The 15,961-nt window shown below is 49.2% G+C and carries 22 protein-coding genes; 15 read left to right on the top strand and 7 right to left on the bottom strand.

Going from position 1 to position 15,961, the window contains the following annotated elements; translation table 11 throughout:
• Positions 1-2: 2 nt before the first annotated feature.
• The 10 genes from B9Z35_RS03665 (at position 3) to B9Z35_RS03710 (ending at position 8,681) form a co-directional block, all read left to right on the top strand.
• Positions 3-335, top strand: a complete 333-nt coding sequence (locus B9Z35_RS03665) for an NIPSNAP family protein (RefSeq protein ID WP_108282281.1) — start codon at positions 3-5, stop codon at positions 333-335.
• 10 nt (positions 336-345) lie between these two features.
• A complete protein-coding gene (locus B9Z35_RS03670) occupies positions 346-1,146 on the top strand; it encodes an SDR family NAD(P)-dependent oxidoreductase (protein WP_108282282.1) in 801 nt (266 codons plus the stop codon).
• A 28-nt stretch (positions 1,147-1,174) separates the two neighbouring features.
• The gene (locus B9Z35_RS03675) at positions 1,175-2,026 is read left to right on the top strand and encodes a branched-chain amino acid ABC transporter permease (RefSeq protein WP_108282283.1); all 852 of its coding nucleotides are present in this window, start codon (positions 1,175-1,177) and stop codon (positions 2,024-2,026) included.
• Between the two features lie 13 nt (positions 2,027-2,039).
• Positions 2,040-3,017, top strand: coding sequence for a branched-chain amino acid ABC transporter permease (locus B9Z35_RS03680; RefSeq protein WP_108282284.1), 978 nt, complete (start codon positions 2,040-2,042; stop codon positions 3,015-3,017).
• Between the two features lie 20 nt (positions 3,018-3,037).
• Positions 3,038-3,757, top strand: coding sequence for an ABC transporter ATP-binding protein (locus B9Z35_RS03685; RefSeq protein WP_108282285.1), 720 nt, complete (start codon positions 3,038-3,040; stop codon positions 3,755-3,757).
• A complete protein-coding gene (locus B9Z35_RS03690) occupies positions 3,754-4,458 on the top strand; it encodes an ABC transporter ATP-binding protein (protein WP_108282286.1) in 705 nt (234 codons plus the stop codon). The genes B9Z35_RS03685 and B9Z35_RS03690 overlap by 4 nt, the downstream gene beginning before the upstream one ends.
• A 56-nt stretch (positions 4,459-4,514) precedes the next feature.
• Positions 4,515-5,705, top strand: coding sequence for an ABC transporter substrate-binding protein (locus B9Z35_RS03695; RefSeq protein WP_108282287.1), 1,191 nt, complete (start codon positions 4,515-4,517; stop codon positions 5,703-5,705).
• Positions 5,706-5,764: 59 nt separating this feature from the next.
• Positions 5,765-6,568, top strand: a complete 804-nt coding sequence (locus tag B9Z35_RS03700; protein WP_108282288.1) for an SDR family NAD(P)-dependent oxidoreductase — start codon at positions 5,765-5,767, stop codon at positions 6,566-6,568.
• 42 nt (positions 6,569-6,610) lie between these two features.
• Positions 6,611-7,414 carry an SDR family NAD(P)-dependent oxidoreductase gene (locus tag B9Z35_RS03705; RefSeq protein WP_108282289.1) on the top strand — a complete coding sequence of 268 codons (804 nt, stop codon included), beginning with the start codon at positions 6,611-6,613 and terminating at the stop codon, positions 7,412-7,414.
• Between the two features lie 103 nt (positions 7,415-7,517).
• Positions 7,518-8,681 (top strand): mandelate racemase/muconate lactonizing enzyme family protein, encoded by a 1,164-nt coding sequence (locus B9Z35_RS03710; RefSeq protein WP_108282290.1) that lies wholly within the window; start codon positions 7,518-7,520, stop codon positions 8,679-8,681.
• Between the two features lie 50 nt (positions 8,682-8,731).
• On the opposite strand, the gene B9Z35_RS03715 is transcribed toward B9Z35_RS03710, so the two are convergent.
• From B9Z35_RS03715 to B9Z35_RS03740, 6 genes are read right to left on the bottom strand one after another with little or no spacing between them, the layout of a single operon-like run.
• Positions 8,732-9,346, bottom strand: coding sequence for a heme-binding protein (locus B9Z35_RS03715; RefSeq protein ID WP_233246459.1), 615 nt, complete (start codon positions 9,344-9,346; stop codon positions 8,732-8,734).
• A gap of 10 nt (positions 9,347-9,356) precedes the next feature.
• A complete protein-coding gene (locus tag B9Z35_RS03720) occupies positions 9,357-10,877 on the bottom strand; it encodes a cryptochrome/deoxyribodipyrimidine photo-lyase family protein (protein ID WP_108282291.1) in 1,521 nt (506 codons plus the stop codon).
• A 12-nt stretch (positions 10,878-10,889) separates the two neighbouring features.
• Positions 10,890-11,240 (bottom strand): hypothetical protein, encoded by a 351-nt coding sequence (locus tag B9Z35_RS03725; protein WP_108282292.1) that lies wholly within the window; start codon positions 11,238-11,240, stop codon positions 10,890-10,892.
• Positions 11,241-11,251: 11 nt separating this feature from the next.
• Entirely contained in the window at positions 11,252-11,665 is a 414-nt protein-coding gene (locus tag B9Z35_RS03730; protein ID WP_108282293.1) for a dihydroneopterin aldolase, read from the bottom strand.
• Complete coding sequence (locus B9Z35_RS03735) at positions 11,662-12,018, bottom strand: DUF2237 family protein (RefSeq protein ID WP_108282294.1); 357 nt, start codon at positions 12,016-12,018, stop codon at positions 11,662-11,664. The genes B9Z35_RS03730 and B9Z35_RS03735 overlap by 4 nt, the downstream gene beginning before the upstream one ends.
• On the bottom strand, positions 12,015-13,022 hold the full coding sequence (locus B9Z35_RS03740; RefSeq protein WP_108282295.1) for a MerR family transcriptional regulator: 1,008 nt from the start codon (positions 13,020-13,022) through the stop codon (positions 12,015-12,017). The genes B9Z35_RS03735 and B9Z35_RS03740 overlap by 4 nt, the downstream gene beginning before the upstream one ends.
• A gap of 120 nt (positions 13,023-13,142) precedes the next feature.
• Here B9Z35_RS03740 and B9Z35_RS03745 point away from each other — a divergent pair, with 120 nt between their 5' ends.
• The 4 genes from B9Z35_RS03745 (at position 13,143) to B9Z35_RS03760 (ending at position 15,158) form a co-directional block, all read left to right on the top strand.
• The gene (locus B9Z35_RS03745; protein ID WP_108282296.1) at positions 13,143-13,634 is read left to right on the top strand and encodes an Rrf2 family transcriptional regulator; all 492 of its coding nucleotides are present in this window, start codon (positions 13,143-13,145) and stop codon (positions 13,632-13,634) included.
• 22 nt (positions 13,635-13,656) lie between these two features.
• Complete coding sequence (locus tag B9Z35_RS03750) at positions 13,657-13,974, top strand: hypothetical protein (RefSeq protein ID WP_108282297.1); 318 nt, start codon at positions 13,657-13,659, stop codon at positions 13,972-13,974.
• A complete protein-coding gene (locus B9Z35_RS03755; RefSeq protein WP_108282298.1) occupies positions 13,965-14,252 on the top strand; it encodes a TIGR03643 family protein in 288 nt (95 codons plus the stop codon). Before B9Z35_RS03750 ends, B9Z35_RS03755 begins: the two co-directional genes overlap by 10 nt.
• A gap of 162 nt (positions 14,253-14,414) precedes the next feature.
• Complete coding sequence (locus tag B9Z35_RS03760) at positions 14,415-15,158, top strand: response regulator transcription factor (RefSeq protein ID WP_158268111.1); 744 nt, start codon at positions 14,415-14,417, stop codon at positions 15,156-15,158.
• Here the strand turns inward: B9Z35_RS03760 and B9Z35_RS03765 are convergent.
• Positions 15,141-15,455 (bottom strand): 4a-hydroxytetrahydrobiopterin dehydratase, encoded by a 315-nt coding sequence (locus B9Z35_RS03765; protein ID WP_108282300.1) that lies wholly within the window; start codon positions 15,453-15,455, stop codon positions 15,141-15,143. The two genes, B9Z35_RS03760 and B9Z35_RS03765, sit on opposite strands and share 18 nt — an antisense overlap.
• 88 nt (positions 15,456-15,543) lie before the next feature.
• Here B9Z35_RS03765 and B9Z35_RS03770 point away from each other — a divergent pair, with 88 nt between their 5' ends.
• Positions 15,544-15,948, top strand: a complete 405-nt coding sequence (locus B9Z35_RS03770) for an MAPEG family protein (protein WP_108282301.1) — start codon at positions 15,544-15,546, stop codon at positions 15,946-15,948.
• Positions 15,949-15,961: the final 13 nt, after the last annotated feature.

Genomic DNA, 15,961 nt, shown 5'->3' on the forward strand with positions numbered 1-15,961 from the left:
CTATGTTGTCATTGCAAAAGCCTTTGATAGATCATCGCATCTACACCATTGCCTTGCGAAAGATGCCTGAGTTTTTAGAGGTGTTTAACACCTTGGCGATGCCCGTTCTGATGGAAACCTTGGGCCATCCGATTGGGTTTTACACCAGCATGGTGGGACCACAAAATCAATTTGTGCATTTGTGGGCTTATGACGATTTGGCTGATTACGAGCGCCGTTGCCGCGCACGTGATACCCATCCTGATTTTTCAGCTTACTTAAAAGCATCTGGCCATCTGATCACAGCGCAAGAGACGCGTTTGATCAGAGCAGTTGATATGCATGGCTTGAAATGAAAGCTCGCACATGACACATATTCCTTCAGTAGCCATCGTGACCGGTGCTGCAGAGGGCATCGGCTGGGCAACTGCCCAGTGTTTGGCTAATGCAGGTTGGCATGTGGCTTTGTTGGATTTGAATGGCGATTTGGCTAAACAGCGCGCACGCGATCTGGGGCATGGTCACACAGGTTGGGCTTGTGATGTGACTCAATTGGATGCGGTTAAGACATGTGTCGCGAACGTTCGACAGGCACATGGATTGATTGATGCGCTGGTTAACAACGCGGGTATTGCGGACCAAACCTTGCTCACGCTTGAGCAAGACATTAATGCATTTGACCGTGTGCTGTCGGTCCATTTGCGTGGCACATTTTTGATGTCGCAACACGTGATTGCGTGCATGGCGCAGCAAGTCCGTGATGCGCAGGGCGTGCGCGGTGCAATTGTGAACATTGGCTCAATTGCCAGCTTCGGTGGCATTCCAGGCCGCAACGCGTATTGCGCTGCCAAAGCCGGGGTGTTGGGCATGACGCGCGCCTTGGCCAGTGAGTGGGCACGACGCGGTATCCGTGTGAATGCAGTGGCGCCTGGGTATGTGAAAACAGCCTTGGTAGAAAAGTTGGCAGAGCAGGGGGCTATTGATGGTGCGGCAATTGCACGTCGAACGCCGCTGGGCCGGATGGCGCGCACCTCAGAGGTGGCGCAAGCGATTGCATTTTTGGTGTCCGCACAAGCCAGCTACATCACGGGAGCGGTTTTGCCCGTGGATGGTGGCTGGATGGCCTTGGGTGCACCAGATGCAGCATTGGGTCCGATCGAAGTTTAGAAAAAATATCACAAGGAGACATACAACCATGTTGACAATCAATTTGTTCAATGGCCTTGTTTATGGTGCATTACTGATCGTGATGTGCTCTGGTTTGGCCTTGATTTATGGCTTAAGGCGCGTTGTGAATTTCGCACACGGTTCGCTCTACATGATGGGTGCGTACCTAGGCTACACCATTGCAGTTAATAGCAATTTTTGGGTGGCCCTGGTGGCCGCACCTGCGGTGATGGCCCTTTTTGGCGTGTTGCTGGACCGTTACGGTTTTCGCTTGTTGCAAGACCGTGATCCTTTGACGGTGGTGTTGGTGACCTTTGGTTTGTTACTGGTGATTGAGGACATGGTGCAAACCATTTGGGGCAAGAGTAACTTGTCCGTCGCCGCACCACAAGCCTTGGCATTCACTGTTGACTTGGTCGGCACGCCCGTGCCAGCCTACCGCATTGGTGTAATCGTAGTCGGGTTGTGTGTAGCCATTGGGCTGACCATGTGGTTGCGTTTTTCCAAAATTGGTTTGTTTGTCCGTGCGGCCAGCACCGACCCTGTGACTACATCGATGCAAGGCGTGAACACCGATTTGCTTAGTGCTGGTGTCGTTGGCTTAGGGACCGCGTTGGCCGGCTTGGCTGGTGTGGTGGCCGCTCCTTTTTTATCGCTCTCACCTTCTATGAGTGCGGACGTGATCATTGACTCCTTCGTGGTTGTGGTGATCGGTGGCTTGGGTTCATTAGCAGGGGCCTTCATTGCCGCCATGCTGCTCGGTATGGTGCAGGCGATTGGTGCTGTGTATTTGCCCGACACCGCCGTGTTGTTGCCCTTTGTTTTCATGGTTGCTGTGTTGATCTGGAAGCCGTCTGGCTTTGCAGGCAGCCGTACTTGAATTAGGAGACCTTATGACGATGAATCGTTCATTGCTTGCCTCAGCGCTGGCATTGCTGTTGGGGGTGGGGGTGGTTACGGGGGTGTCTTCTGGCACCGTGTTATCGCTTTTCACCCAAGCCATTGTGTATGCCGTATTTGCGCTTGGCATTGGTGTGCTGTTGAAGCAAAACGGGATGGTCAGTTTTGGTCATGCCTTGTATTTCGGATCAGCTGGCTATTTGCTGGGCATCATGTTGCAGCTGCAAGTGGCATCGGCTGAAACTATCATTTTGTGGACGCTGTTGATCATTACGGTGGTTGGATTTATTTTTGGTCTCATCATCGTGCGTGTGCCAGGTGTAGCGTTTGGTATGTTGACGTTGGCGATTGGCCAAATGTTTTACCTGACGGCCTCTCGCGCACGCGGATTCACCGGTGGTGCAGATGGGATGAATATCGATTGGCCATCTAACTTGTTTGGTTTTCCTGTGTCGCAAATTTTGAAGCCCAGCAGCATGTTCCTCATTTGCTGGTCCACCTTGGTGGTGGTGATGTTCTTGGTGGCGTGGTTGTTGCGCAGCCGTTTTGGGGCCATCACCGAAGCCGTGCGTGACAACGAAGAGCGCGCGCGATTCATTGGCATCTCTACATTGTTGCCACGTGCCTCGGTCTATGCCTTGTCTGCCTTGATCACCGCTGTGGCGGGTGTGTTGTCTGCACTCAACACAGGTTTTGTCTCACCAGAGAACTTGCATTGGAGCTTGTCTGGTATGACCTTGATGATGGTCGTGGTAGGTGGCTTCAAAGTGTTGTGGGGGCCTGCGCTGGGTGCGGTGGTGTACTTCATTTTCAAAGACATCTTGGGTGACTACGCTAGCCATTGGATGACGATTTTTGGCTTGGTGCTGATTGCAGTGATCGTTTTTTCACCCACTGGCATTGCGGGTGCTTTGATGAGCTGGTTCTTGCCAAAGCAAACAGCAGGTAAGCCAGCAGTGCGTGGCCACTGAATCGTCAAGAGGATCGACATATGACTGACTATGTATTGCAAGCAGAAGACGTAGCTATCCATTACGGCGGTGTGAAAGCTGTGGATGGTGTGGCTCTGACCTTAGAGAAGGGACAAATTCGCGGCCTCATAGGTCCCAACGGCGCGGGCAAGTCCACCGTGATTGATGCCATCACTGGGCGTCGCCAACTCACCCGAGGCAAGGTGGTGCTGCGCGGTGAAGATGTGTCTCAAATGGGTGTTGTAGAGCGGCGCATGCGCGGCTTATCACGCAGCTTTCAACGCACCAGTATTTTTGGACAAATGCTGGTGGGCAAACAAGTTGAGCTGGCTTCGCACAAGATGGGTGTTGCGGATTCGCAGGCCGATGCACAAGCGGTGTTGGAAGAGTTGGACTTGTGGCCCTTGGCCAACGTCGAGGCGCAAGAGCTAGGTTACGGCGAGCAACGCCGTTTGGACTTGGCGTTAGCGCTGGTTGGGCGTCCGTCGGTCTTGCTGTTGGATGAGCCAATGGCTGGCTTATCGGTCAAAGAGTCCTTGGATTTGGCTCAGCATTTGAAGCGATTGACATCGTCATGGGATGTGTCAGTCTTGCTGGTCGAACACGACATGGATGTAGTGTTTGGTATTTCAGATGTGGTGACGGTGTTTGAGCTTGGACGTGTCATCTCTAGTGGTGAGCCAGCGTTGGTGCGTGCTGACCCTCGTGTGCGCGAAGCTTATTTGGGGAGTGCCGCATGAGTGCTTTATTAAATTTAAAAAATCTCAACGCTTACTACGGCGCAGCTCACATCTTGCACGACCTTAGCTTGCATGTGAATGCAGGAGAACGTGTGGCACTGATTGGCCGAAATGGCGTGGGCAAAACCACGGTAGTTAATACTATTTTGGGTTTGGCCACGCTGCGTGAGGGGACCGTTGGTTTAGATGGCAAGTCGTACACGAAGTTGCGCGCATACATGGCTGCTCAGCATGGGATGGCAGTGGTGCCACAGGGGCGCTGTATCGTGGCAAATTTATCAGTAGAAGAAAACTTGTTGCTTGGCGCTGCCGTAGGTCGCAAGGGACCTTGGTCAGTAAAGGAAATCTACAAGTTGTTTCCGATCCTCGAAGAGCGCGCCCACACTCCTGGTACTGCGTTGTCTGGTGGTCAGCAGCAAATGCTAGCTGTGGGGCGTGCCTTGATGGCCAACCCGTCTTTGATTTTATTGGATGAGCCCACTGAGGGGCTGGCACCTGTGATCGTGGATCAGTTGGCAGTGATCTTTAACCAAGTCGCGGATCAAGGGACGGCATTGCTGCTAATTGAACAAAACATGAGTTTGGTCGTGCGCGTGGCAGAGCGCTATTTGGCGATGGCCAAAGGTGCGGTGGTGGCGCAGGGGCGCGTGGAGAACTCGCGAGAGTGTTTGCATGATCTTGAAAGTCATGTGATGGTTTGATTTTTTCGAAAACGGTGGTCGGACCGCATCCGGCAAATTCAATAAGGAGACAAGACATGTTCAAAATGAAAAAAGTTCAAGCAGCGGTGGCAGTCGTCGCATGGGTTGCAGTGTTGCCATTCAGTGTGATGGCGCAAGGCAAAGAACCCGTCAAAGTCGGATTGGTTTCATCCAAGTCGGGTGTGTTTGCTGAGCAAGGCGAAGAAGTGATACGCGCCATCAAATTCGCGATTGAAGAAGCCAATACCAAAGGTGGTGTGGATGGCCGTAAGGTGGAGTTCCAAGAGGCTGATGACGAAGGTACGCCCGATGCTGGTCGTCGCGTGGCTGAAAAATTGGCACGTGATGGCTACAACTTGTTGATCGGTGCCATTCCATCCTCTATTTCTTTAGCAATTGCCCAAAACTTGGACCGCTGGGATGCTGCGTATTTTGTGGTGGCCAGCAAATCTGACAAGATCACAGGCGACACCTGCAAGCCACGCGCCTTCCGCACCAATCACGCGGACAATATGGACATCGCCATGATCAACCAATGGGCGAAAAACTTGCCTGGTAAAACCTATGCGGTGATGGCGGCAGACTATGTATGGGGTCGTGACTCGGGCGAATCGTTTAAAAAAGCCGCTGAGTCTATTGGTAAAACTGTTCCTTTGACCTTGTACGCGCCTTTAGGCACGAAAGACTTCTCACCTTATATCGCGCAATTGAAAGCTGCTAACGTGGATGCGGTGTGGGTGGCAGAGACAGGTCGCGATGCGATTGCGTTTGTGAAACAAGCAGAAGAATTTGGTTTGATTCCTAAAACCAAATTGGTGGGCCATTCGTTGATCTTGAACTTCATGATCAATGGGACAGGCAAAGCCCTGGAAGGCACACCTGGCACCACGGGTTACACGCCTGACATTGACAGCGCACGTAACAAAGCATTTGTGTCCGCATGGCGTGCCAAGTTCAATCGCTTGCCAACCGACAACGAAGGCCAAGCCTACAACGGTGCACAAGTGATGTTTGAAGGCGTCAAGCTTTCTAAAAGCGTGAAGCCAGAAGATGTGAGTAAATCATTGCGCGGTGCTCAAATAGACTCCATTTATGGCAACGTGACCATGCGCGCGGCAGATAACCAATTGTTGCTACCCAACTACGTTGGCCGCGCCAAAGTGGCTGACGGTGTCTTGCGTCCTGTGATTGAACAAACTTTCCCACCTTCCATCATTCCTGCCCCTTCGCCGCTGTGCAAAATGTAAACATGTGAACCCATCGCCACCTGCTGAAATGCAGGTGGCTTTTTTCATGGAGACAAGTCATGCATGTATTGATTACTGGCGCCACAGGGGGTATCGGGCAGGGTATCTGTGAAAGTCTATGCCAAGCCTATCCGTCGATTTATCCTGACCTTCATTTAACGGTAACCAGCTCCACAGAGGGGGAACGATTGCAGACTTTGGTACATCGTCTGCGAGCCACAGGGGTGAGCGTACAAGGACTTAGCGGTGATGTGACGCAGCATCAAGTCTGCGAACAACTTGTGAGGGATGCCGTTCGAGTGCACGGAGACATAGACGCCTTGGTGTGTGTGGCCGGTGCCTCAGGACCAGGCAAGTTAGAGAGCTTGCCCGTTGAGCAGTGGGACATGACCTTCCATCTCAATGTGCGCTCTGTGTGGGTGATGGCAAAAGCCGCCTTCGAATCTTTGAAAAAAACACAAGGCAGTATCACGGCGATTGCGTCTATGTCTGGCTTGAGTCCGCATCCCGGCTATGGTGCTTATTCACCTGCCAAAGCTGCGCTGATCATGTTGTGTCGACAGCTGGCACAAGAGTGGGGTTGCTTGGGTATTCGTGCAAATACGGTGTGTCCTGGCATGATTCGAACGCCTCTGACGGAAGCGGTCTACCAAGATGAACACATTAAGCAGCAGCGAGAGGCCCTGGTACCAATGCATCGAATCGGTCGAGCGGATGATATTGGCGAGGCTGTAAAGTACCTGATCAGCCCACAAGCTTCTTATGTAAATGGCCAAAACTTGGTGGTCGATGGTGGCATCAGTGATCACATGCTTTCAATGATTCCTGGACGCCCTGGAAAAACTGCTGTAGTCAATAGCTGAAAAAACTGGGTCATTAATATTTTTGTAAGGAGTCAAGATTTCATGGATCTTCAACTTAAAGGTAAACGTGCGTTAGTCACAGGCGGAAGTCGTGGCATTGGTAAAGCAGTCGCACGCGCGTTGGCAGCAGAAGGTGTTGATGTTGCTCTTCTTGCGAGAGATAAAGCCCAACTTGCATTGACAGCTTCCGAGCTTTCAGGGCTCACGGGACGTTTAATCATTGGCGTTTGCGCTGATACAGGTGACCTTGATGCCGTAAAGAAAGCCGTCATCGAAGCTGAAGAGGCCCTAGGCGGCGGCCTTGATATCTTGGTCAACGCAGCGGCAGAGCCCGCTGGCTATGCGAAGCCACCAGGACTCGCAGAAATTACGGGTGAATACTTCCATCAACAATTAGATATCAAGGTTATGGGCTACCTACGTACGGCGCAGGTCATGGCTCCTGGCATGAAGGCGCGTGGCTGGGGGCGCATCATCAACATCAGTGGATTAGCAGCGCGATCAACAGGCAATGCTGTAGGGAGTATTCGAAACGTCAGCGTGGCTGCATTGACTAAAAACCTCGCCGATGAATTGGGACCATTTGGAATTAATGTCACTGTGGTGCATCCGGGGTTGACCGTGACTGAGCGTACCGCTGCATTGGTGACCCATCAAGCTCAAAGTAGAGGCGTCAATGAGTCCGTGGTACTTGCGGACTTCAATGCTGGAAACTCCACAGGAAAAGTTGTGACAGCTGTAGAAGTTGCAGATGTGGTTGCCTTCCTTGCATCTCCGAAGTCGCGGGCTATTAACGGTGATGCAATTCCTGTAGGAGGTGGCTCACCGCGTGTGATTCACTATTGATCTATTTTGGGGCTGCGTGTTATTTCCAACGGCATCTGTAATCACTGGGCAAGAAATCACAATTTGCGGCGGTTCTTCGCTGCATCAATGAATTAAATCCATCATGAAAATCGTCAACATTCTTGAATCAACTCGCTTCATCAAATCTGATATCCGCAACGCCTATATCGACTTTTCAAAAATGACACTTAGTTTGGTGGCTGTGGTCACTGATGTCATCCGTGATGGCAAACCTGTGGTGGGTTATGGATTCAATTCAAATGGTCGCTATGGTCAGGGCGGTTTGATTCGTGAGCGATTCATTCCTCGTCTTTTGGAGGCTGAACCTGCGAGTTTATTGAATGATGCAGGCACCAATCTTGATCCGCATAAGTTGTGGGCACGCATGATGACAAACGAAAAGCCTGGAGGCCATGGCGAACGTTCAGTCGCTGTGGGTACGATCGATATGGCTGTGTGGGATGCTGTTGCAAAGATTGCTGAAAAGCCGCTTTATCAACACTTGGCAGATGACTACGGCAATGGTCATGCAAACACCAAAGTCTTTGTTTACGCTGCAGGTGGTTACTACTATCCAGGTAAAGGCTTGGATCAACTGAAGAATGAAATGACTAGCTATCTAGATCGTGGCTATTCGGTCGTGAAAATGAAAATCGGTGGCGCGTCGTTGGCTGAGGACTGTGAGCGCATTGAGTCTGTTTTGAAAATATTAGGTCCTGGCCAGCAGTTGGCTGTCGATGCAAATGGTCGCTTTGATCTGGCCACAGCCATTGCCTATGGCAAGGCCATGTCTCAGTATCCCTTGTTTTGGTATGAGGAGGCGGGTGACCCCTTAGATTACGAACTGCAAGCTGAGCTAGGTAAGGTGTATCAGGGTTCTATGGCGACAGGTGAAAACTTGTTCTCCATGCAGGATGCGCGCAACCTCATTCGCCACGGTGGTATGCGCCCCGATCGTGATTGGCTACAGTTTGACTGCGCGTTGAGTTACGGATTGGTGGAGTATTTGAGAACGCTGGATATGTTGAAGGAATACGGGTGGTCGCCTAAGCGTTGCATCCCTCATGGCGGTCATCAAATGTCGTTGGCCATTGCTGCAGGTCTAGGTTTGGGCGGTAATGAAAGTTACCCAGATTTGTTCCAGCCCTATGGTGGATTCCCTGATGGTGTGAGAGTTAATCAAGGCTACGTCGATCTGCCTGCACTGCCTGGCATTGGCTTTGAAGGGAAATCCGACTTGATCAAAGCCATGCGAGAGCTTGCCTAAGCTTTACAGGTTTATTGCTCACTTCATATGCCCTAATGAGCTTTTGTTTTTTAGGGCGCAGAAATTTCGATCATGATCTCGTTCCTTCTAAACATTGGTAGTGTCCAAGGTGGGTCATAGCGTGATAGCTGAGGCGTACCAATTGCTTTCAAATTGTGGCTGTTGATCCAATTGGTTGCTTCTCGTGTTTTAGATTGAACTCTAGAAACCGTATTGAAACCAGAGTACTTCAGGACAACAAAGTGTTTGCTTGGAACTTCTCTTAACTTCACAGCGCTATTCTTGGGCTTAGGAATGGACGCAAGCGTATATTGACTTGGCATGACGAAATTGACACGCCATTGTTCAGCTGATTGCATGTTTAGCGCATCTTTCTGCGGTTGGACCGTGACCGGAGCTGTCATTGCAATCTTTGCATCTGTCACTGAATCTGCTGCTTGGTTGTTACCAAATATGAAATCAGCAATCAGTCGAAAGCCTTTGTTGGATGCCTCATCCATATCGCCTTCAACAAGAGTTTCAGCAATCAAAATGGGTGCGTATTGCCGAATTTCATAGGAGCCATCCGATCGTAGGACTTCGTATTTAGGTTCTTCAATTGCCATGACGTGTCCTGTCCATAAAAGTGCAAGTACCAGTCCAATAAGATGTTTGTGTTTTTTCATATTGAAGGTTCTAGAAATCAAAGCCAATTTGTTGCGTGTCGGCTGTTTGTGTCATTGATGCTTTTTTTCGTGAATGCAATGTTTTCCGTGAAGCGTGTTTCTCAATCACCGCTCTTTTACCGGCTTTAACTTCTGTCGTTTGTCGCCTTGCATGCAACTGCTGCTTGGATGTGCGTGTGGCAGTTGCTAAATCTACCAATGGTTGAGTGATCCCAATTGGATCAACCGAATCCATCTGGCAGTTTAGTGGCATATGCCATGGCTCAAATAGCCAAGTGTCTGGTACATCGCGCATATGTGGCAGCCAACGTTTCACAAACTGACCATGTGGATCATGGTCCTGTGCTTGTTTGATGGGGTTATATACACGCGTTGTATTGATTCCTGTGGTGCCAGATTGCATTTGTAACTGGCTCCAATGAATGCCCGGTTCATAATCTAAAAATTGTGTGGCTAGCCATTCGCCGACAGGACGCCAATGCAGCCACAAAGGGTATGCGGCGACCGAGACTAGCATGGCGCGCATGCGAAAGTTCAGCCAACCTGTTTCTCTTAACATGACCACGCAGGCATCGACCATGGGCCAACCTGTTCGCGCTTCTTTGAGGGCTTCGAAATAGTCTTGATTGAAATCTTTTTCGCGCAAGTCATCGTATCCGCGATGCATATTGCGCCATTCAATTGCAGGCTCACTCTCAAGTTTTTGAATGAAATGGCAATGCCAATACAAGCGACTGACGAAGCCAGTTAGGCCCGCACGGTGTCGGTTGGCCTGAGGGGGGAGACCTGCAAGGTGTGCACGTGTTTGCTGTACCACTTCGCGCATGCTGAGGCAGCCAAATGCGAGGTACGCAGACAAGCGAGAGCAAGCATCAGGTGCAGACAAAGGAGACGAGATGCCACCTCGATAACCAATGCTGCGCGCGTGCAAAAAGCTGTGCAGCGTATTCAATGCCAATTTGCGCCCGCCGCGTTGCCTCATGGGTGGGTTGTGTTGCAAATGTAACGGTGCAGACATGGCAAATGGCGCTGCCGTTGGTTGACCTAAAAAGGTGATGGAATCAATCGCATGAATGGGGGATGCCATGTGTCGTTCCCATGCGCTCTGCCATAAATTGCGATTTTTCAGTCCTCGCACGACGCCAAACTGTGCAAACTCTTGCCAAAGAACATCATGGGATTTGCACCATGCGGCAACTTTGATGTCGCGCGCATAGGTCAATCCATTGCCCGTTTCTTTGTGTGAATAAATTTCTGAAAATGGTGCCTTTTGCCAAATTTTCGACAGAACTTCTGGGAGCTCGCCGGTATGAATTTCAACGCAACCTCCCATCGTTCGTAAATGCGTATCCAACACCTCTAGAGACTCACGCACAAACTCAAAGTGTTGAAGTGCGCAATCGGGCTGCAACCAAAGTTCGGCTTCAATGACATAAATGCAACGCACCGGACCACGCTTGGCTGCATGTGCGAGCGCTGCATGGTCGTGCCAACGTAAATCGCGTTTGAACCAAACTATGGAATAGCTCATGGGGTGATAGATTTATGAATTGTCAAAGTTGTCATGGATGACGCGTGGAGGAACTTGCATCACGTAGGCATCTGCAACGTAAGCTGGTCCTTTCATCAGCATGACAATGACGCACCCTATGGCTAGAGTAAGAACGAGTGACCAGTGCAAGATGACAAGGCCCACCATGACATAAAAGAATTGCTCCATCGCTCGTGCGCTCTGTGTGCTTGCGTCTAGTCCATCGAAGCAATAGGTAAGAGCACTTGCTGCTAGTGGCAATAGGGTTCCCGTTGCCAAAATGAGAGGCAGTTTTTTCCAAATCGCCCACTCTAAGCCAGCAGGGGACCGCTGAAATCCTTCGAGTTTTTTAAAGTAATTCATGGGTGTCGCTTTTAGTTCTGGTGAGGCTTTGGCAAAGCCGAATTTCGTAGATGGTTGGTTGACGCCTCGTTGAGCAACAGCCGAACTCCAAGGGAGCCGCTGTCATTGTGAACAGGAGCTTTTCGTAGGCAGAGTTCTATCGTCTTGATTTCTGAATACACAACACATGCGCAGGCAATGCGCGTCATCAGTCGTTCTTGCGTCTCATAGTGGCCATCTTGAGCCAGACGATCAATTTCTGCAATCAATGGGTCATAGTCAAAAATATGCACCATTGCATCACTAGAGATCAATACTTGATTGGCATCAATTCCAAGTGTGATGTCTAAGAGATGAACTTTGGGTTTTGTGTCGTGAATCCCATATGTTCCAATTTGGGTTTTTAGCGATAGGTCACGTAACTCAATATAAGCTTGCGCATTCATGACTGAAGTTGCTCCAGCGTCACGTAATCAAGTGCACGGCTATGCGTACTTTCAAGCACAACTTTTGGCGCAACACCAGCCTCATATGCATGCTTCCATCGCAATGCACACAAGCACCATCGATCGCCAGCTTTCAGGCCAGCAAAACGATATTCAGGTCGTGGAGTTATCAGATCGTTTCCTTGGTGAAGAGAGAAATCTAAAAACGCTTGGGTGACCTTGGCGCAGATGACATGACTACCTTGGTCCTGCATATCAGTGTTGCAGCATCCATCTCTGAAGTACCCAGTCAAAGGGGCGTATGAACATGGGATAAGGGCTGTCCCAAGAACGTTTAAAGGCGTCCGATTCATGGTTCAACCTTTTTGATGGCTAATTTTTTATCCTCATGCAAGTCAATGCCTTCATGTTGTGCAATCTTTTCTAGTGCGTTTTCAAACAATGTTCGGGCAGAACCCGAAATAGAACGCAAATACGCATGGAGGTGAGCGTCGTTTGCGTTTTTGTTCAAACACTCTTGGCTGTATTCCTCAAAGCTGGCAAGTTGTGAAATCAATTCAGCCACGTGCCTGGGGCACTCGCACAACACATTGGTCGAGATGCCAGCCACACGTGTCAATGTCTCATCTGAGTATTTGCGACTTGAAATCACGCTGCCTGTTGTGCCAAATTCTTGCGCGCGAGCCTGATCCACAAACAAAACCGATTGAATAAGTTCGGCCAATTCGCTGTCCGAGATGGGCTCTCGCCTCACAATTAACCCTGAAAACTTCATCGCTTGCACAACCGCTTCGGGTGCAAAGTTATAAATGACGATAGTTTGCGCAAACTTGTGCTTTTGGATCAGTGCTTGAATGCTGGTGTGAACCTCGGCTTGGAGTGTGTTGACTTTGATCAACAGCACTTTCGATTGCTCAGACAGTGAAGCACTGGTGGCGGTCGCCAAGTCCATCAGTACGTCTGTCACTTTGATTCTGTTTTGTTGTAAACCAGATGCAAACTTCTTTGATTCGATACGGTTGGCCATGCTCAAGCCCACAACAGCCAATGTCAATGGCTCACCGGTGCTTGCATGTTTGTGTTGAGCGCTGTTTCGTAAATTGCTCATTTGACGCAATTGCGCCAAATCGAGATTGGCGATGGTGCTGATGGCATGTCCCTCGCTTGAGAGTTGCTTGAGCAGCATCGCTTTGGATACATCGTGCTCTTCAAATAAGCGTTGTTTTCCCTCGGTCTTGACGGGGCGAAAGGCGCCATAGCGCGTCTCCCAGATCCGTAAGGTTGAGACGGGAATTCCAGTCGTTTTTGATACCGCACCAATACGATAAAGTGCTGCGTTTGTAGGTTGCAGGGTCATCAAAATGGCACCAATGAGTAGTTGTTGAGTAGATAATATGACGAAATATCGATTATTTGGTGATGGAAATACTTATGAGTAGATAAATAACTCAAAATCCTCCTCAACAGGAGGTTTCTCATGATTTCTAAAAAAACCATCAACGCCATTGAGTTGTGTGTATTGCTTGCTGGCAAGCAGGGGGAGGGCTATCTGACAACCACGGAACTTTCCCCACGGTTGGATTTGTCTATTTCGTATTTGGAAAACATCCTCAAGCCACTGAAAGACCACGGCTTTGTCTTGTCAATGAAAGGGCCGGGTGGCGGCTACATGATCAAAGGTGATGTGTCCTTGATCTCCATCTGGGATGTGGCCTGTGTATTTGAAAAGACCTTGATGGTTGTTGAGAACACAGGCGAAGTTAACCTTCATGATTCGTATGAACTCGAACTTGAGCAGGTGGTGATGCGAACATTGAAAAGCTTCACCATCGCAGACTTTGCTGATTTTTCTTCTTCAGATGTCAAGTCATATACGGATGTGATTGGTCGGTTCAAGTTCAAACCGTTGCCTGTGCCGTTTATGCCCAAAGCACCCAACTCAGTTTTTCAACTGCACATGTCGCTTTGAGAGCGTCATGAGGTTTTCATACATGCTTTACAACAAAGATGGCCGTGGTGGTCGGGTTCCGCGTGGGCAAGCATGGCAGTGGATACATGATTTAGAAAACTTAGAGCATCTAGGCTCGATTTTGGATTGGATAGATCTGCGTGTATCAGTTGATCAATTGAGTTTATTGAATGTGTACCTGGACCATACAGAGATCACGTCTCCAAAGAACGCTGGAATTTCATTCGGTAGCAAGTCGCAAATTGTTTATAGCAGGGTAACCGTGCCTAATCGCGTGATCGATATGCGTTTGATTGCTTCCGACGAAATTAAGCGTCACGGAGACTCGCTATGCCATTGAAATTTCCACAACGACTCGCCAGTCTATCTGCTGGTGACATATCAGCAGTGATTCAAATGGCTTGGGAGGACAGAACATCCTTTGAGACCATCAAGGCACGCATGGCGCTCTCGGAGTCCGATGTCATTCGACTTATGCGCCATGAACTCAACCCCAGTTCGTATCGCCTATGGCGCATGCGAATGAAGGGACGTGTCACCAAGCATCGAGCACTTAGAAGTTCTGAAATGAAATTTGATGATCGTACGGTAGCTGACCACCGCCGTGCTAATTGTTGACTTACAACCGATTGGAGAACCCCATGACAGAAGACCCAAGATGCTGCGGAACAGGGACTTGCATCATCAACGAGGATGGATTGTGTTGGTGCGGTCAAAAGTGGGATGGGGAGAAGATGTGTTTCCCTGAATCCAATGATGCCGATGCCTCCGAGACGCCCCATGATTGAGATAGCCCTTGCAACAAGTTGCGAGACTTTAGCTCAGAAGATATCTGCCGCTTTGTCAAGCTTTCAGGCCGTTTTATCACGCTATCAGTCTTTATCAGCCTTACCATCGGCGCTGGAGTTGAAAAGGTTTGACCTTATCGTCATTCATCATCCGAAGGAAGGTTGTGAGGATGGGACACATATCAGCTTTGAGCGAAATTTACCTAGCGCTACACCTGTTATCGCCATCACATCAGATAAACATCTTGAATGCTCTGTACAGCTACTCAACTCCGGCATTGACAGGTGTTTGCCTGCATCGTTTGACAAAAGCCATTTCTGTGCAGTGGTCCGTGCATTAACAAGACGAAGCCACGGTCTGATTTCATCCGTGAGTCAATATGGTGCACTGAGCTTCAGTCATGAAACAAAACAAACTTGGATTCATGACAAGCAGATTGCGCTTACAAAACGAGAGGCTCAGGTCTTAGACATCTTGCTCAGAAGAGTAGGGCAGATTATTTCTAAAGTAGACATTATTAAAGTATTGGATTTCAACAACACAGATATCAATACCTCTGCTGTAGAGGTCTATATTCATCGTTTGCGTAAAAAAATCAAAAGCGAATATCTGCCGATACGCAACATCAAACGGTGTGGCTATTTTTTGAGGCGGTTTGATCCACCTAACGAGAGTGCAGCTTACTCGAATGCGCTGTCTTGCATAAGCAGGCCGCTCTCAGCTCAGATGCGCTGAAAACTCTTGCTTGATGAGTTGATCGATTTCTATAGCCAATTCAAAGTCTTTACAGGTTAGCCCGTATGCATCGTGAGTCATGAGTCGAATCTTGATGTGCCTGAAGTTGGATAAAAGTTCTGGATGGTGATCGAGCTTTTCTGCTAGCTCGCCTATCTTCAAGAAAAAACGCATAGCCGATTTAAAGCTATCAAATTCCCATTCATTGTGAATGCTGGCGTTGTGTGCGTCTAATGTCCAGTTGTGTAACTGCTTTAGTCCTTGGTCTATTTCAGTGCTGTTGAGTCTTTGGTGCATATCTCTCCCTATTTGTTGATGATGGAATAATCGCGCAATCGAAATTTTTTTAAATATGATTTATCGCTTAACGGAATAGGAGTTCCTCATGCTTATTACAACCGCAGTGTTTGCCAGTATCTTGGCTTTGATGTTTATTAAGCTCTCGTTTAATGTCATCAGGCTTCGACGTGAGAATAAGATCTCTATTGGTGCTGGAGGTATCGACGAATTAGAACGTGCCATCCGCGCGCATGGTAACTTTGCTGAATACGTGCCATTGGGCCTGTTTTTGATAGGTGCTTTGGAGCTAAATGGCGCACCGACTGAGTTAGTTGCGCTGCTGGGATTACTTCTTGTTGTGGGACGTTACTTTCATGCCCAAGGCATCAAGGAACTCCCTCCGAAATTCACGAACCGAGTGAGGGGGATGAAACTGACTTTTGCGGTACTTGGTTTGTCAGCAATGGCCAATATGGCTTGGGTTGGATACTTGATTATTTCCTCAACTTAATTTGAAGTTTGGA

Source organism: Limnohabitans sp. Jir61, from assembly GCF_003063545.1.
Classification (GTDB): Bacteria; Pseudomonadota; Gammaproteobacteria; order Burkholderiales; family Burkholderiaceae_C; genus Limnohabitans.

Excerpts from the sequence above, each read along its gene's own strand:
- B9Z35_RS03725 (WP_108282292.1), bottom strand. The coding sequence starts at position 11,240 with ATGAATTACTTTAAAAAACTCGAAGGATTTCAGCGGTCCCCTGCTGGC.
- B9Z35_RS03695 (WP_108282287.1), top strand. The coding sequence starts at position 4,515 with ATGTTCAAAATGAAAAAAGTTCAAGCAGCGGTGGCAGTCGTCGCATGG.
- B9Z35_RS03685 (WP_108282285.1), top strand. The coding sequence starts at position 3,038 with ATGACTGACTATGTATTGCAAGCAGAAGACGTAGCTATCCATTACGGC.
- B9Z35_RS03760 (WP_158268111.1), top strand. The coding sequence starts at position 14,415 with ATGATTGAGATAGCCCTTGCAACAAGTTGCGAGACTTTAGCTCAGAAG.
- B9Z35_RS03705 (WP_108282289.1), top strand. The coding sequence starts at position 6,611 with ATGGATCTTCAACTTAAAGGTAAACGTGCGTTAGTCACAGGCGGAAGT.
- B9Z35_RS03740 (WP_108282295.1), bottom strand. The coding sequence starts at position 13,022 with ATGACCCTGCAACCTACAAACGCAGCACTTTATCGTATTGGTGCGGTA.
- B9Z35_RS03665 (WP_108282281.1), top strand. The coding sequence starts at position 3 with ATGTTGTCATTGCAAAAGCCTTTGATAGATCATCGCATCTACACCATT.
- B9Z35_RS03745 (WP_108282296.1), top strand. The coding sequence starts at position 13,143 with ATGATTTCTAAAAAAACCATCAACGCCATTGAGTTGTGTGTATTGCTT.
- B9Z35_RS03675 (WP_108282283.1), top strand. The coding sequence starts at position 1,175 with ATGTTGACAATCAATTTGTTCAATGGCCTTGTTTATGGTGCATTACTG.
- B9Z35_RS03730 (WP_108282293.1), bottom strand. The coding sequence starts at position 11,665 with ATGAATGCGCAAGCTTATATTGAGTTACGTGACCTATCGCTAAAAACC.
- B9Z35_RS03680 (WP_108282284.1), top strand. The coding sequence starts at position 2,040 with ATGACGATGAATCGTTCATTGCTTGCCTCAGCGCTGGCATTGCTGTTG.
- B9Z35_RS03770 (WP_108282301.1), top strand. The coding sequence starts at position 15,544 with ATGCTTATTACAACCGCAGTGTTTGCCAGTATCTTGGCTTTGATGTTT.
- B9Z35_RS03735 (WP_108282294.1), bottom strand. The coding sequence starts at position 12,018 with ATGAATCGGACGCCTTTAAACGTTCTTGGGACAGCCCTTATCCCATGT.
- B9Z35_RS03715 (WP_233246459.1), bottom strand. The coding sequence starts at position 9,346 with ATGAAAAAACACAAACATCTTATTGGACTGGTACTTGCACTTTTATGG.
- B9Z35_RS03690 (WP_108282286.1), top strand. The coding sequence starts at position 3,754 with ATGAGTGCTTTATTAAATTTAAAAAATCTCAACGCTTACTACGGCGCA.
- B9Z35_RS03720 (WP_108282291.1), bottom strand. The coding sequence starts at position 10,877 with ATGAGCTATTCCATAGTTTGGTTCAAACGCGATTTACGTTGGCACGAC.
- B9Z35_RS03710 (WP_108282290.1), top strand. The coding sequence starts at position 7,518 with ATGAAAATCGTCAACATTCTTGAATCAACTCGCTTCATCAAATCTGAT.
- B9Z35_RS03750 (WP_108282297.1), top strand. The coding sequence starts at position 13,657 with ATGCTTTACAACAAAGATGGCCGTGGTGGTCGGGTTCCGCGTGGGCAA.
- B9Z35_RS03765 (WP_108282300.1), bottom strand. The coding sequence starts at position 15,455 with ATGCACCAAAGACTCAACAGCACTGAAATAGACCAAGGACTAAAGCAG.
- B9Z35_RS03700 (WP_108282288.1), top strand. The coding sequence starts at position 5,765 with ATGCATGTATTGATTACTGGCGCCACAGGGGGTATCGGGCAGGGTATC.
- B9Z35_RS03670 (WP_108282282.1), top strand. The coding sequence starts at position 346 with ATGACACATATTCCTTCAGTAGCCATCGTGACCGGTGCTGCAGAGGGC.
- B9Z35_RS03755 (WP_108282298.1), top strand. The coding sequence starts at position 13,965 with ATGCCATTGAAATTTCCACAACGACTCGCCAGTCTATCTGCTGGTGAC.